The sequence below is a fragment of the Roseateles depolymerans genome (assembly GCF_003387155.1).
Classification (GTDB): domain Bacteria; phylum Pseudomonadota; class Gammaproteobacteria; order Burkholderiales; family Burkholderiaceae_C; genus Roseateles; species Roseateles depolymerans.
Genome location: NZ_QUMT01000002.1, coordinates 786,271 through 799,685 on the forward strand (window position 1 = coordinate 786,271; position 13,415 = coordinate 799,685).

A 13,415-nucleotide genomic window follows, 5' to 3' on the forward strand; every position below is an offset into this window, starting at 1 on the left:
GTCTCGCTTGGCGTTCCGTTTGACGTTCCGATTGGTGGGCCCGCGATGGCCATCGCCACCTGGCCGTACGCGGTCGCATAGGAATGGGGTCATCAAGGACTCGGACCCTGACGCAGATCGGGGGTATGTGCATCGCAGTACTCTCCAGTCCACTCATTGCGGCCAGCAGCCACTCGTCGGCACTTGACCGGGGGCAAAGCTGAGCAGGCTGACCTGCCCCTGGGTCTGCACGAGGCGAAGACGCTGACAGCGGTCGTCTCGGGCCTGATCCCCTTCGGCTTGGGCTTCCAGCGTGAAGGCGTTCGCGCTGGCTTGCACCACGCTGAGCCGGAATCGCCCGTTGGCGGACTGCTCGGGCATCACCAGTTCGGCCAGGCTTTGGGCGTAGCGGGTCTGACGGCTTCGAAAGTTTTCCTGGGCCATCTGGAGCGCCGTTAATGCCTGCACGCCTTCCGAGCGATGGGCAGCGCGCCACTGGGCTCGAAAGCCCGGCACAGCCAGACTCACCAGGACGCTCATCAGTAGAAGCGTCACCAGCAGCTCCAGCAGGGTGATTCCGGTCTGTGCCTGCTGTGAGGATTGAGCGGATTTGGCTGATCCGGTTGATGTCGCAGATCGCATCACACCACTCCCTCGCAGGCAGGCCAGCGGGTGAAACTGCGGTCGGCGGAGCAACTGCGCACGCGGCCCGTGATGCCCACGATATGCCGCACCTCCCCGACCCCCTCCGTACTCAGTCGGAACGTCGCGGCCAGCGCCACGGTGCCCAGGCGGCTGCTGAACAGCATGGACGAGACATTACTGCTCAACATAGGAAAGCCGTCGCGACGCGGTGTCTGGTAGGTCCGGTACGCCTGGCCGCCGGGCAGGCAGGTCGAGGGCCCTTCGGTCTCGCACTGGCAGCTGTTCTGCGGCCCGCTGTAGATGACGTAGCACGCACCGGAGGGTGTTGAGAGGAAGCGCAGCATCACGTTGCGGCTGCCGTGCAGGGATTCGCTGCGGGCGAAGTACAGGTCCGCCAGCACAGTTTCCGCCGCATGCCAAAGCCGCTGACGTTGCAACCAGCGATGACCTGCCGGAAGCGCAAAGGCCAACAACAGGCTCAGCAGCAGCACGGCCACCAGGGCTTCCAGCAGCGTGAAGCCACGCGGCCGGGCAGTGTGGAGACGCAGGCGCGCATCACGCTTGCCTGCGGTGTGCAGCCAGAGCGGCGAATGGAATCGAGGTGGTGGAGTCATGAGCCAATCCTTCCCGGACGCCGGGCCTGATGCGATGGCTGATGCAGGCCCGGAAACGAGGCCGGCAGCGGCGCTGTCGGCATGGACATGACTCTAAGAACTTGCGCCTCCCAGCGCTTCGCCCTGACTGTGGGAATCAGGCCCCCTTCAAGGAGGAGCCGGGGCACTCCGTGGAGGGCATCCGTGTGCTTTGGCGGATCCCGATGAGCCGGAGATGGGGGCCAGGAGGCAGGGGAGCCAGGTGCCGGGGGTGTGATGCGGCGCATGTGTGTTGCGCCGAATGACTACCCCATAGGAGGGAGAGTCCTCACCCCGAAACGTCTGATGTGAGCGCCGCGTGATGAGAGGACTCTATGGAGTCATTTCGTGCAGGTCGCTGCACTACCCAGGAGAGCGTGATGAAGATCGTCAGAACGGGTTCGGTCGGCTGGTCCGGCGGCATCAAGGACGGCGTCGGCAGCGTGTCGACCAAAAGCGGCGCCTTGGCCGCGGTGCCCTACGGCTTCAGCAGCCGATTCGAGAGCGGGCCGGGCACCAATCCGGAGGAGTTGCTGGGCGCGGCCCACGCCGCCTGCTTCACGATGGCGCTGTCGCTCATCCTGACAGAGGCAGGTTTGAAGGCCACCTCGCTGAAGACGTCTGCCGATGTGGCGCTGGAAAAGGTCGAGGATGGCTTTGCCATCACGAGCGTTCACCTGACACTGCGCGGCGAAGTGCCGGGAATCGACAACGCCAAGTTCGTAGAACTCGCAAATTTGGCCAAGGTCGGTTGCCCGGTGTCCAAAGCGCTCAAGACGGAGATTTCCTTGTCGGCGGCACTCGCCGATGAAGGCAGTGGGGGTGGGGCGGGGACTTAGCGATGGATGCCGCGGACGCTGGCATCGAGGTGAATTCAGAAAGCTGCATCGTCTGGTTAGAACAATCGGATGCGTCGGTGCGCCGATAGGTGCAGGCAATCACGAGCCTTGCGTAAAACCTTACCTGGCGAGCTTCGACGCCAACGCTTCGAGTTCCTCGCTGTGCATCAGGTCAATGCACTTCATTGTGTTGAATTCACCCGGGGTGGCTCCGCCGTACACCCGCTTGGCATAGCGGTCGGCGAGCGCTCGCAGCGGCTCATAAGACGCTATGGGAAGCTTGCCAAACTCGAGGTAGGCGCTTGCCGCTGCGTTTGCAGCGTCTTTGGCATCTTGGGTCTTGGCAACCTTGGCAAGACACACGCTGAACGCCCAGTTTTTGAGCAGGACCTTTTGGGAGTAGCTCGCCGTAGCGGGTGGGTCAGCCGTCTCTTTTTGCGTCTGGGCTTGAGCCAAAACGGACATCGAGAAGAGGGCGGCGGCAAGCCAATGAAGTTTCATCGCGTGGTCCAAATGGGAGCAGTCGCAGCCGACTAAAAATGCCTGAACAAGGACCAGAGCTTGGTGGGGCGCGGTTGGCCGCTACATGGACGCTGCGGAGTCGTACCTGGAGACGACCGACCTCAACACCGCTTTCACGGGCCAGAATGGCTACACCGGTCGGACGATGACCTACAACTTCAAGGACGTTCGCACTCAGTTGGAAGGCAAGGTCAGCTTTCGTGAGCTGATTGCAGCCTCTTGGAGCGCCTACGACAATCCAAACGGCGGTGAGAGGACAGACCCCGGAAACTACCGTGGTGGCACGTCCCTCGAAGTTCTTGCGTCACGGTTGACGTCGTTGCCGCTGGAGTGATGCGGCAGGGCCGGCTGAGTAAGTGGCTCAGGACGTGGCTCAGATATCCCGGATCAACTGCCGGAACTCATCCACATCTTCAAAGCTGCGATAGACCGACGCGAAGCGCACGTAGGCCACCTTGTCGATGCGCTTGAGTTCGCGCATCACATGCTCGCCCAGCTTGGTCGACGCCACTTCCCGTGCGCCGCTGGTCAGCAGCTTTTCCTGGATGCGCTCCAGCGCCGCATCCACCTGTTCGATGCTCACCGGCCGCTTGCGCAAGGCCAGTGCCATCGACGCGCGCAACTTGGCCGGATCAAAGTCCGCCCGCGTGCCGTCCTTCTTCACCACCATGGGCAGCGCTATGTCCGCCCGTTCGTAGGTGGTGAAACGCTTGTCGCAGGACTGGCACCGGCGGCGCCGGCGCACCACGTCACCTTCATCGGACTCACGGGTCTCCGACACTTGCGTGTCGCCATGGCCGCAAAACGGGCAACGCATGTGCGCCGTCCTCTTAGCGGTAGACCGGGAACCGGCGGGCCAGTTCGGCCACTTGCTCGCGCACCTTGGCCAGGTTCGCTTCGTCGTGCGGGTTGTCCAGCACGTCGGCGATCAGATGGGCGGTCTGGCGGGCCTGCTCTTCCTTGAAACCGCGGGTCGTCATGGCCGGCGTGCCCAGGCGGATGCCGCTGGTGACCATCGGCTTTTGCGGGTCGTTCGGGATGCCGTTCTTGTTGCAGGTCATGTGGGCCGCGCCCAGGATGGCTTCCGCTTCCTTGCCGGTCAGGCCCTTGGGACGCAGGTCCACCAGCATCACATGGCTTTCGGTGCGGCCGGAGACGATGCGCAGGCCGCGCTCGATCAGCGTTTCAGCCAGCACCTTGGCATTGGCCACCACCTGCTGCTGGTAGGCCTTGAACTCCGGGGTCAGCGCTTCCTTGAAGGCCACGGCCTTGCCGGCGATGACATGCATCAGCGGGCCGCCCTGGATGCCGGGGAAGATGGCCGAGTTGATCTTCTTGGCGATCGCCTCGTCGTTCATCAGGATGATGCCGCCGCGCGGGCCGCGCAGGCTCTTGTGCGTCGTGGACGTGACCACGTCGGCAAAGGGCAGGGGGTTCGGGTAGACGCCAGCAGCGATCAGGCCGGCGTAGTGGGCCATGTCCACCATGAAGTAGGCGCCGATCTCCTTGGCCACGCGGGAGAAGCGTTCGAAGTCGATGCGCAGGGCGTAGGCGGAGGCGCCAGCGATGATCAGCTTGGGCTTCTTCTCGCGAGCCAGGGCTTCCATGGCGTCGTAGTCGATCTCTTCCTTGTCGTTGAGACCGTAGCTGATGACGTTGAACCACTTGCCGCTCATGTTCAGCGGCATGCCGTGGGTCAGGTGACCGCCTTCGGACAGGCTCATGCCCATGATGGTGTCACCGGGCTGCAGCAGGGCGAAGAACACGCCCTGATTGGCCTGCGAGCCGGAATTGGGTTGCACGTTGGCGTATTCGGCGCCGAACAGCTGCTTCAGGCGGTCGATGGCCAGCTGTTCCACGATGTCCACGTATTCGCAGCCGCCGTAGTAGCGCTTGCCGGGGTAGCCCTCGGCATATTTGTTGGTCAGCTGGCTGCCCTGGGCCTGCATCACCGCCGGGGAGGTGTAGTTTTCGGAAGCGATCAGCTCGATGTGATCTTCCTGGCGCTGGGTTTCCTGCTGGATCGCGGCAAAGACTTCCGCGTCCACGTTGGCGAGGGTGTGTTGATTGCGGTCAAACATGATGGTGTCGGCTCAAGGGTTGGCGCCGCCCGGCGGTGGCCGCGGGGTCGCCCAGGGTGACAGACCGCCCTGACCGCACAGACCTGACAGCGCAGGCCTGGCACCAGGACAGCAACAAGGGACGAACCTGCATCCACTGCGAGTGGCGGCCCAGGCGAACGGCACGGACAACGAGGGCCGCTGGCGGCTTTGCACCGCTGTGGTCCCCATTGTTCGCGCTCCCCGGTGGTGACCCACCTTGGCCGGACCAGACAAGCCCGACCTCATCGCCAGTTGCGCGAACGCCAAGTGTACCTCCGCCGCGTCAGCGGGGAGGGAACAAGGGCGTCAGTGGAGAGACGTCCGTAGGAGGGACATCAGTTGGGCGTGTGGCTCACCATCGCCACCTGCTCGCCATTCGGCGCGCTCGGGGCTGGCGAGGAAGACGGCTCACGCGCGGGGCGCGGGGCGTTCGGCGACACGTTGCGGCCGGCCACCACCATCTTCAGCAGGTCCTGCTCGGCCAGCACGCGGGCGGCGTAACCGGTGTCGTCAGGCAGGTTGGCGGCGCCCACATACCGGCGCAGGCCTTCTTCGACGCTGCCGGCGCGCTGGATGCATTCCTTCAACACCTGCACACCCACCCGCAGGTTGGTGATCGGGTCGAAGGCCGCTAGGTTGCCGCCGAAGGCCTCGTACTTGTCGTCATGCACGCGGGTCAGCACCTGCATGAGGCCCTGAGCGCCGACGGAGCTTTGGGCAAACGGGTTGAAGCCCGATTCGATGGCCATGATGGACAGGATGAGCGTGGGATCAACCCGCGCCCGCTGACCCACGTCGTAGGCTTCCTTGACCAGACGGCTGACCGGCTCCGGCGCGACGCGGTAGCGGCGGGCCAAATACTGGGCCACGGCGGCCTGCTGACGATTGAGCTGCTTGGGATCCACCGCAGTGGCGCGGCTGATCGCGTCCGGCTCGGCCATCAGGGCGAGCACGTCGCCGGACGCTTCCACCCGGGCTTCATGCCGGGCGTTGAGCCATCCGAGCACCTTGCTTTCGGTGTCCTGGCGCAGGTCCGCCTGGCTGGCGAACACGATGCCGACGGCCAGGACGGCAAAACCGAGCAGGGCGAGCGTGTTGTGACTGACGACCAGAAGACCCTGGCCAATATCCTTGATGAACAGGACCAGGGCGGAACGCGCCTGGAGCGAGAGGGAAAGAACATGTGAACGCGCTGTCATGCGACTCCTTTCTCCGACATCCCCGTCAGCAACCCCTTGAAGGAGGTCGCCACCAGGGCTGGCGATAATGGGCCGGGTCTGACCTGCACCGGCATCGTCGAGAACGACGAGACTGGCACCAGGACTTCCGGCGTCCATTGGCAGCGGGCCGGTCCTGCTGTCCCAAAGCAAGGACCGGGATTACCCTGAAGTCAGGGCAGGGCGCGATTCTATGGACCAAAAATAACCCGTCAAGCTGATGGGGGCTCTTCTAAATTTCTTTTAGTTATGAAGTATCGGGATTTGCGTGACTTTATCGGCGCTCTGGAAGGCATGGGCGAGCTGCGCCGTGTCGCGGAGCCGGTGTCTCCAGTGCTGGAAATGACAGCCCTCAGTGACATGGTGTTGAAGGCGGAAGGGCCTGCATTGCTGTTCGAACACCCGAGCGGATATCGCACACCCGTCCTCGCCAATCTGTTCGGTACCCCGCGCCGGGTGGCGTTGGGCATGGGCGCGGAGTCCACCACTCAATTGAGGGAGGTCGGACAGCTGCTGGCCAGCCTGAAAGAGCCGGAACCGCCGCGTGGCCTGAAGGACGTGGGACGACTGGCGCAAATGGCCAAGGCGCTGTGGGACATGAAACCGTCCGTCGTGCGTCGCCCGCCGTGCCAGGAGCAGGTGATCGAGGGGGACGACGTGGACCTCAAACGCCTGCCCATCCAGACCTGCTGGCCGGGAGACATCGGCCCGCTGCTGACCTGGGGCCTGGTGGTTACGCGGGGGCCGCAGACCATCGCGCAGCCCCGGCTTCGCCAGAACCTGGGCATCTACCGCCAGCAACTCATCGGGCGTCGCCAGCTGATCATGCGCTGGCTGGCCCACCGCGGCGGCGCCCTGGATTTCCGGGACTTTGCCCTCGCGAATCCGGGACAGCCGTTTCCTATCGTCGTGGCGCTCGGGGCGGACCCGGCCACCATCCTTGGCGCGGTGACCCCGGTGCCCGACACCCTCTCTGAATACCAGTTCGCTGGTCTTCTGCGCGGCTCCCGGACCGAACTGGCGGACACGCAGGCGGGCGAAGCCGGCCGCATGCTGCAGGTGCCTGCCAGCGCCGAATTCGTGCTGGAAGGCTGCATTCCACCGGCCGCCCCCGGGTTCACCGGGCACAGCGAGGACGGTGTGCCGCTCAAGGAAAAGGGCGGCTACCTGCACGCGCTGGAAGGCCCCTTCGGCGACCACACCGGCTACTACAACGAGCAGGACTGGTTCCCGGTCTTCGAGGTCAACCGCATCACCCAGCGGGACGGCGCCATCTATCACTCCACCTACACCGGCAAGCCGCCGGACGAGCCTGCGGTGCTGGGCGTGGCGCTGAACGAGGTGTTCGTGCCCATCCTCCAGAAGCAGTTCCCGGAAATCGTGGACTTCTATCTGCCCCCCGAAGGCTGCAGCTACCGCATGGCGGTCATCTCCATCCGCAAGGCTTACCCCGGTCATGCCAAGCGGCTGATGTTCGGCCTGTGGAGTTACCTGCGGCAGTTCATGTATACGAAGTTCATCGTCGTGGTGGATGAGGATGTGAACATCCGCAGCTGGCAGGACGTGATCTGGGCCATCACCACCCGGATGGACCCCGCCCGGGATACGACCCTGGTGGAAAACACCCCGATCGACTATCTGGACTTTGCATCCCCGGTCAGTGGACTGGGCGGCAAGATGGGGCTGGATGCCACCAACAAGTGGCCGGGCGAGACTTCGCGGGAATGGGGCCGTGTGATCGACATGCCGGCCGAGCAGACGGCCCGCGCGAAGGCGCTCTATGCACGTTTGTTCGGCGGTTGAAGAGGGCTGGCGCAGCGGCGTGAAGGAAGGCCGGACCGGGGACTGATTTGAGGGGGTGCAAGCGTCACCGCCTTGAAACTGCGGGCCCGCCCACCTAATGTGAATAGGCCTTTCGAGGCATTCCCTCTGGCGCAGTCACTGCGCGCCAGGAGCCCTGTGGCAGATGGCCACGGAGCCCCAAAGGCGGCTGGTCCGCCCACCCCTTCCCAGTCCGGTTCTCCGGGTGGGGAGGGGTTTCTATTTGGGGGCCCGCCAGGCGCTTCAGTGGCCGGCGATCCAGCCCAGCCATTCATAGCCCAGGTAGCGGGCGCGGGTGATGCCTTCGGCAGAAGGCAGGGTGTCCCGCCATTCCCATCCTTCGCCGCTCAGGCCAATGGGCGCCGGCACCAGTTCCACCTCCGGGGGCAATGCAGCACGGAAGGCGCGCAGGGCGCGACGCATGTGCAGGTCGTGGGTCACCAGGATGACGCGCTTCACCCCGGTGCCGCGCAGCATGTCGGCGCTGTAGAGCGCATTCTCCCGGGTGTCGAAGGCGCGGTCTTCCAGCCAGCGGGGCTCAAAACCGAACTGCTCTCGGGCCAGATGGTCGGCCAGCGCCGCCTCGCTGGGCTGCCCGGGCTTGGCCGCGCGGCCGGTGCCGCCGGTGAACAGCAACGGGCAATTGCAGCGGCGGGCCAGCCAGATGCCATAGCGAAGGCGCTCGATGGAGAGGGTCTTGAGCTGCGCGATCTGATATTCGGGCACCATGAGCCGTCCGCCGGCGCCCAGCACCACGATCGCCGTCTGCTCCGGCGGACCTTGCTGCAGGCGCTCCAGGGCCAGCGGCTCGTAACGCCCCATCAGCCGGTCTTGCAGCCATTGGGCACCGAGGTCACTGCTGCCCACCCACAGGGCCAACAGGGACACGGCAAAGAGGCCATTGGCCAGCCGGGGCCGTCGCGAGCGCCACCACCAGGCCAGAAGCAAAAGGGGAACCGCCCCCATGGGCGGCAGCAGCCAGGCGGCCACGCTATGGATGATGTCGTTCATCAGTGTCAGGTGTTGAGCCCGCCAGCATAATCGGAGCCCACACGACTGATCCGGCTGTAACTTGTTGTTTGCTGCATTCCCCCGTTGGCTTCGGCGCCTGATTCAAGGCCTGGCCGCATTCCTGCTGCTCCTGCTGACCCTGATGCTGATCGCCTGGGGGGCGCTGCCGCTATGGCTGGAAGGTCCGGGGGTGCGACGCGTCAGCGAGCAACTCGGTCGGCCCGTGACACTCGACGCGGCGCATTTCACGCCCTGGCGGCTGGCGCTGAGCCTGGACGGCCTGCGCATCGGCGGCGCCCAGCCGGGCGGGGCTGACCTGTTGACTGTCAAGCGGGTGGAGCTGGTGCTGTCGCCGCGCACGCTGTGGCGTTTCACACCCATTGTGTCGTCGCTCCGGATCGAGCAGCCGTCGGTGCAACTGGGTTTGCTGGGGCAGGGGCACACCGATATCGACGACATCCTGGCGCGGCTGCGCAGCCGGCCAGCTCCTCCCCCGGGGGCGTCCAAGGACACGCCGCTGGCGCTGTACAACCTGGAACTCGTGGACGGGCGGGTGCAACTGGAAGACAGGCCAGCCGGCATGGTGCACCAACTGACCGGGCTGCAACTGGGCCTGCCCTTCATTTCCACCCTGGATGCCGATGTGGAGGTCACCGTGGCCCCGCATCTGTCGGGGCAGCTCAACGGCATTGCATTCAGCACCGAAGGTCAGCTGCAGCCGTTTGCACAAAAACGAGTGGCCAGCCTGAGCTTCAAGATGGAAGCGCTGGACCTGGCGGCGTATCGGGCCTACTGGCCCAAGACCTTGCCGGTGCGGCTGGCCTCCGGCAAGGTGGACGCCAACCTGACGCTGAAATTCCAACTGCCCAAGGACCAGTCCCCGGAATTCAAGATCAGCGGCCTGGCGGATGTGCGGGACCTGGTGTTGCAGCGGCGGCTGGACGGCGCTGGACGGTCGGATGCCGACAACAAGGGCGGCGGCTGGGACGACTGGCTGCAATGGAAGCGGCTCAGCGTGGGTCTGGCGGATGTACAGCCGCTCAAGAAGCAGGTGCTGCTGGACAAGGTGGTGGTGGACGCACCGTCGCTGAGCCTGACTCGTGATGCGAGCGGACAGGTTTGGCTGCCCGTGCCGCAGGGGGAGCCGGTGAAGGTCGGGCAGATGCCTGGGGAGGTGCCGGCGGCGCAGGCACAGCAGGCACAGGCACAGGCACAGCAGGCACAAGCACCGGCACAGCAGGTACAGCAGAAACAGGAACAGCAGGCGCGCGCACAGCAGGCGATCACACGGGCGCAGGCACAGGCCGCCCCAAGTGCATCGGGAGCCGCGTCTTCCTCGCTGGCTTCATCACCGCCTGCCGAGGGAGTCTGGCGGATCGGCATCCGTGAGCTGGACTTGAAGCAAGGCCGCGTGGCGCTGCAGGACGCGTCGGTGGCGCCGGCTGCTCAATGGCGCCTGAGCGATCTGGCGATCAAGGGCCGCGCTCTGAACTGGCCGCTGGCGGCGCCCGCCGGGAGCGTCGAACTGACGGCTTCACTTCACGCAGCAGCCGCGGCGGCTCCCCGGTCCCGTTCCGACGCCGAGCCATCCGGCGCATCGCTCAAAGCCAATGGTCAGGCCAGCCCGTCCGGCCTTTCGGTGGATTGGAAGGCGGACCGCCTGTCGCTGGCCTGGGTCGCGCCCTATCTGCGTCCCGTCACCGCATTGCAGTTGCGGGGCCAACTGGCGCTGCAAGGGCAGATCCAGACGGATGCCAACGGCCAGATGCGTCCGCTGGGATTCAAGGAGATCCAGGTTTCGCAACTGGAGGTGGTGGAAGCGGCAACGCCAGTGATCAGTCTGGCGGACGCATCCCTGGACAAGCTGGATGTCAATCTGGTGAGCCGGGAGCTTCAGATTGGACGTCTCACCGTGAAGCAGCCGCAGGTTCGTCTGGCCCGCGATGCGGGGGGCGGGTGGAACTGGGCTTCCTGGATGACCCAGCCTCAGCCTGTACGGCAGCCGGTCCGGGCGGCGCCCAGCGGACGTCCAGTGCTGCGACTGTCGGATCCGTCAGAGGCAGTCGTCGGGGTTTCGGCTTCGGCTCAGGCTCAAGCTTCGGCTTCGGGCTCGGGCTCGGGCTCGGGCTCGGGCTCGGGCTCGGCGCCGCTTTCAGATTCCTCGCCGGGCATCGTCACCGCAGCGTCCACCCCTGCCGCGCCTTCGCAGGCTCCGCCGCAGGGTCCCTGGCGAGCCCGAGTGGCGGAACTGGTGCTCGAAGGCGGGCAGGTCCAGTTGCTGGACCAATCCGCGCACATGCTCGATGACGAACCCGCCCGCCCGATCGGCGTGCAGGACCTGAATGTGCGCCTGACCGGGGTCGATTGGGATGGATCGCAACTGCGGGGTCCGCTCCCGATGCGCGTCTCGCTGATCGCCCGCCGCCCGGACGCGAAGATCCGCAATGTGCGAGACCCCGCCCGGCTGCAGTGGGACGGCCAACTCGCCCTGGCCCCGCTGCGGCTGACCGGAAAGCTGCAGGCGGAGCACCTGCCGCTGCATTGGGCCGATCCGTACCTGGACCCGTCTATCGGCATCCATCTGCAGCGCGCCGAGGGCAGCTTCAAGGGCGACCTGTCGCTGGCATTGCCCGCAGCCGGGCCGCAGGTGCAGGCGACCGGAGACCTGCAACTGTCCGAGCTGCGATTGCGTCAGACCCGTCTGCTCGACGGGCGCCGCCGTTCTGCTGAAGACCTGCTGAGCTGGCAGGCGCTGCGGCTGGCTGGCTTCAAGCTCCAGATGGCACCCACCCAGGTGCCCGATATCGCCATCCGGCTGGCCAGCCTGGACGAGTTCTATGCGCGCTTGATCATCAATGAACAAGGGCGCTTGAACCTGCGGGACCTGCGGCAGACGTCGCAGGGGCAGGCGGTGGCTGCGGTGGCGGGGACGGCGGCTGCATCGGCGCCGGTGTCCGCCCTCGTCTCGGCGGCCGGTGGATCGACGGCTGCCAGCGCTGCGTCTGCCAGTGCTGCGTCTGCCAGTGCGTCACCGGCGGCTGCCCCGGCTGCATCGGGGCCGCCGCTGCGCCTGAGCATCAACGGCACCGAGCTCACCGGCGGGCGCGTGGACTTCACCGACCGCTTCATCAAGCCCAACTACACCGCGCAGGTCAGCGACCTGACCGGTACGCTGGGCCGCTTCAGCGCAGGTGCCAGCGACATGGCGCCGCTGCAGCTCAAGGGCCGGGTGGCGGGGACGGGCGAGCTGGATGTCAGCGGCCAGATTAATCCGGGCAGCCTGCCGCTGACCTTGGACATCACCGCCAGCGCCACCGACATCGAGCTGGCGCCGCTGTCACCCTATGCCGGCAAATACGCCGGCTATGCGATCGAACGCGGCAAACTGTCTTCACGCGTGCACTACCGGATCGACCCGAGCGGTCAATTGGTGGCCGACAACAAGATCGTGCTGAACCAGCTGAGTTTTGGGGAGCGCATCGACAGCCCGGTGGCGACGCAACTGCCGGTGCGGCTGGCGGTGGCGTTGCTCAAGGACAGCAATGGCGTGATCGATGTGGATCTGCCGGTCAGCGGTTCCATCAATGATCCGGAGTTCAGCGTTGGCGGGGTGATTGGCAAGCTGATCGTGAATCTGCTGGCCAAGGCGTTGACCTCGCCGTTCTCGCTGCTCTCCGGCGGGCGGGGTGTGGACATGAGCCATCTGGCCTTTGATCCGGGAACGGCCGCGCTGCCCGCCGCAACCGACCAGGCGCTGGACAAGGTGGCCAAGGTGCTCAAGGAAAAACCGGGCCTGCAGTTGAGCATCACCGGCTGGGTGGACCCGGCAGCGGAGCGGCGTGCGGCACAGGCGGCCCGGCTGGAGGAGGCGTTGCTGAATGAACGTCGCAGGGAACTGCGCCGGCAGCAGTTGCGGGAGCCGGCAGCGGCGGCAGCCGCGCCGGCGCCGGCGTCCGCGTCCCCAGCGTCCTCTGCGTCCTCTGCGTCGCCTGGCTCATCCGCACTTGCTCCCACATCCGCGTCCGCGTCGGCATCCGCAGCTTCGGCCGCTGGCGCTGCTGCGGGTACCGAAGCAGGAGCCGGTGTCCCGGCGAGCACGCCCCCGATCACCCTGGACGACACCCAGCGTCAGCGCCTGCTCAAGGTGGTCTACGACAACGCCAGACTGCCCAACAAGCCACGCAACCTGCTGGGATTGGCCAAGGACTTGCCGCCTGCCGAGATGCGGGAGCTGCTGATGGACAGCTATACGGTCACGGACGAGCAGATGCGCGAGCTGGCGCTGCAGCGGTCCGTGGCTGTGCGGGATGCGCTGATTGCCAAAGGCGTGCCCAATGCGCGGATGTTCCTGTCCTCGCCCAAATTGCACGTGACCGAGGCGAGCGACGCCGGGGAGGGGCGCGGATCTCCCTGGAGCCCCAAGGTGGATCTGTCGCTGTCGACCCAATGAGGGCAGGGCGGAGACGTGCCCTTGCTTGCGTCGGAAGTTCTACCAGGCGTTGGACGGGGTGCGCGTGGACGCGCGCCAGCACGGGCGGCATTGCGGCCTCGGATGGCCTGCGATAGAATTGCCCTCGAGTCGGGAGCGCTGTCGATCACGGTGCGTTGGACGATTGTTCCACCTGGCTCCCCCATCTTGACGGGTCG

Annotated in this window: 11 protein-coding genes and 1 riboswitch; of the genes, 4 read left to right on the forward strand and 7 right to left on the reverse strand. The window is 65.8% G+C overall.

The window, feature by feature from the left end; translation table 11 throughout:
• Positions 1 to 153 precede the first annotated feature (153 nt).
• Together DES44_RS11445 and DES44_RS11450 are read right to left on the reverse strand one after the other, a co-directional pair.
• Positions 154 to 621 (reverse strand): type IV pilin protein, encoded by a 468-nt coding sequence (locus tag DES44_RS11445; RefSeq protein ID WP_083525563.1) that lies wholly within the window; start codon positions 619 to 621, stop codon positions 154 to 156.
• Positions 621 to 1,238, reverse strand: a complete 618-nt coding sequence (locus DES44_RS11450) for a GspH/FimT family pseudopilin (RefSeq protein WP_058935053.1) — start codon at positions 1,236 to 1,238, stop codon at positions 621 to 623. The genes DES44_RS11445 and DES44_RS11450 overlap by 1 nt, the downstream gene beginning before the upstream one ends.
• Positions 1,239 to 1,642: 404 nt before the next feature.
• Here DES44_RS11450 and DES44_RS11455 point away from each other — a divergent pair, with 404 nt between their 5' ends.
• Complete coding sequence (locus DES44_RS11455) at positions 1,643 to 2,095, forward strand: OsmC family protein (RefSeq protein ID WP_269465244.1); 453 nt, start codon at positions 1,643 to 1,645, stop codon at positions 2,093 to 2,095.
• Positions 2,096 to 2,215: 120 nt separating this feature from the next.
• On the opposite strand, the gene DES44_RS11460 is transcribed toward DES44_RS11455, so the two are convergent.
• Entirely contained in the window at positions 2,216 to 2,596 is a 381-nt protein-coding gene (locus DES44_RS11460) for a T6SS amidase immunity protein Tai4 family protein (RefSeq protein ID WP_198164950.1), read from the reverse strand.
• A gap of 85 nt (positions 2,597 to 2,681) precedes the next feature.
• Here DES44_RS11460 and DES44_RS11465 point away from each other — a divergent pair, with 85 nt between their 5' ends.
• Complete coding sequence (locus DES44_RS11465; protein ID WP_058935055.1) at positions 2,682 to 2,951, forward strand: hypothetical protein; 270 nt, start codon at positions 2,682 to 2,684, stop codon at positions 2,949 to 2,951.
• A gap of 39 nt (positions 2,952 to 2,990) precedes the next feature.
• Here DES44_RS11465 and nrdR read toward each other — a convergent pair whose 3' ends face one another.
• The 3 genes from nrdR to DES44_RS11480 form a co-directional block, all read right to left on the reverse strand.
• Positions 2,991 to 3,434: a transcriptional regulator NrdR gene (gene nrdR / locus DES44_RS11470; RefSeq protein ID WP_058935056.1), complete on the reverse strand. Its 444-nt coding sequence runs from the start codon at positions 3,432 to 3,434 to the stop codon at positions 2,991 to 2,993.
• A 13-nt stretch (positions 3,435 to 3,447) separates the two neighbouring features.
• The gene (gene glyA, locus DES44_RS11475; RefSeq protein ID WP_058935057.1) at positions 3,448 to 4,698 is read right to left on the reverse strand and encodes a serine hydroxymethyltransferase; all 1,251 of its coding nucleotides are present in this window, start codon (positions 4,696 to 4,698) and stop codon (positions 3,448 to 3,450) included.
• 141 nt (positions 4,699 to 4,839) lie between these two features.
• Positions 4,840 to 4,985: riboswitch (ZMP/ZTP riboswitch) on the reverse strand.
• A gap of 69 nt (positions 4,986 to 5,054) precedes the next feature.
• Positions 5,055 to 5,918 (reverse strand): lytic transglycosylase domain-containing protein, encoded by an 864-nt coding sequence (locus DES44_RS11480; protein WP_058935058.1) that lies wholly within the window; start codon positions 5,916 to 5,918, stop codon positions 5,055 to 5,057.
• A gap of 267 nt (positions 5,919 to 6,185) precedes the next feature.
• On the opposite strand from DES44_RS11480, the gene DES44_RS11485 reads away from it, so the two are divergent.
• On the forward strand, positions 6,186 to 7,739 hold the full coding sequence (locus tag DES44_RS11485; RefSeq protein ID WP_058935059.1) for a UbiD family decarboxylase domain-containing protein: 1,554 nt from the start codon (positions 6,186 to 6,188) through the stop codon (positions 7,737 to 7,739).
• A gap of 261 nt (positions 7,740 to 8,000) precedes the next feature.
• Here the strand turns inward: DES44_RS11485 and DES44_RS11490 are convergent, their stop codons facing one another.
• Complete coding sequence (locus tag DES44_RS11490) at positions 8,001 to 8,768, reverse strand: YdcF family protein (protein ID WP_058935060.1); 768 nt, start codon at positions 8,766 to 8,768, stop codon at positions 8,001 to 8,003.
• Positions 8,769 to 8,832: 64 nt separating this feature from the next.
• Here DES44_RS11490 and DES44_RS25060 point away from each other — a divergent pair, with 64 nt between their 5' ends.
• Positions 8,833 to 13,218 carry a DUF748 domain-containing protein gene (locus DES44_RS25060; protein WP_058935061.1) on the forward strand — a complete coding sequence of 1,462 codons (4,386 nt, stop codon included), beginning with the start codon at positions 8,833 to 8,835 and terminating at the stop codon, positions 13,216 to 13,218.
• Positions 13,219 to 13,415: the final 197 nt, after the last annotated feature.

What these genes read in the sequence shown, in the direction of transcription:
- DES44_RS11490 (WP_058935060.1), bottom strand. Translation starts at nt 8,768, where the DNA reads ATGAACGACATCATCCATAGCGTGGCCGCCTGGCTGCTGCCGCCCATG.
- DES44_RS11445 (WP_083525563.1), bottom strand. Translation starts at nt 621, where the DNA reads ATGCGATCTGCGACATCAACCGGATCAGCCAAATCCGCTCAATCCTCA.
- DES44_RS11450 (WP_058935053.1), bottom strand. Translation starts at nt 1,238, where the DNA reads ATGACTCCACCACCTCGATTCCATTCGCCGCTCTGGCTGCACACCGCA.
- nrdR (WP_058935056.1), bottom strand. Translation starts at nt 3,434, where the DNA reads ATGCGTTGCCCGTTTTGCGGCCATGGCGACACGCAAGTGTCGGAGACC.
- glyA (WP_058935057.1), bottom strand. Translation starts at nt 4,698, where the DNA reads ATGTTTGACCGCAATCAACACACCCTCGCCAACGTGGACGCGGAAGTC.
- DES44_RS11485 (WP_058935059.1), top strand. Translation starts at nt 6,186, where the DNA reads ATGAAGTATCGGGATTTGCGTGACTTTATCGGCGCTCTGGAAGGCATG.
- DES44_RS11465 (WP_058935055.1), top strand. Translation starts at nt 2,682, where the DNA reads ATGGACGCTGCGGAGTCGTACCTGGAGACGACCGACCTCAACACCGCT.
- DES44_RS11480 (WP_058935058.1), bottom strand. Translation starts at nt 5,918, where the DNA reads ATGACAGCGCGTTCACATGTTCTTTCCCTCTCGCTCCAGGCGCGTTCC.
- DES44_RS11460 (WP_198164950.1), bottom strand. Translation starts at nt 2,596, where the DNA reads ATGAAACTTCATTGGCTTGCCGCCGCCCTCTTCTCGATGTCCGTTTTG.